General features: G+C 47.3%; 1 protein-coding gene. It reads left to right on the top strand.

Annotation, left to right across the window (positions count from 1 at the left end):
* Nucleotides 1-319: site-2 protease family protein (locus tag AB4585_RS26220; RefSeq protein WP_372171687.1), on the top strand; the 319-nt coding region annotated here is incomplete at both ends.

The following is a 319-nucleotide window of genomic DNA, read 5'->3' as shown; positions in this document are numbered from 1 at the left end:
CCCATCACTCTTACTCCGGGCGTACGAGAGACTCGAGAGGGTGATATGGGCTTTGCGGGCGTATCGCCTGAAGTGGGTGAATGGCCTGAAGAGTATCGATTTGACCTGAGGTTTGGCCCTGTAGAGTCTGTCGGCAAAGCGATTGAGAAAACTAAGCAGGTGATCTCTCTAACGCTGAGCATGTTGAAAAAATTAGTCGTGGGTGATGTAGGATTGAACAATCTGAGTGGCCCAATATCTATAGCCAAGGGAGCTGGAGCGACAGCAGATTATGGTATAGCTTATTTTCTTGGCTTTTTAGCCTTAATAAGCATTAACC

It is taken from the genome of Vibrio sp. 10N.222.49.C9, assembly GCF_041474985.1.
Lineage (GTDB): Bacteria > Pseudomonadota > Gammaproteobacteria > Enterobacterales > Vibrionaceae > Vibrio > Vibrio crassostreae_C.
This window is presented reverse-complemented; position numbering and strand designations above follow the sequence as displayed.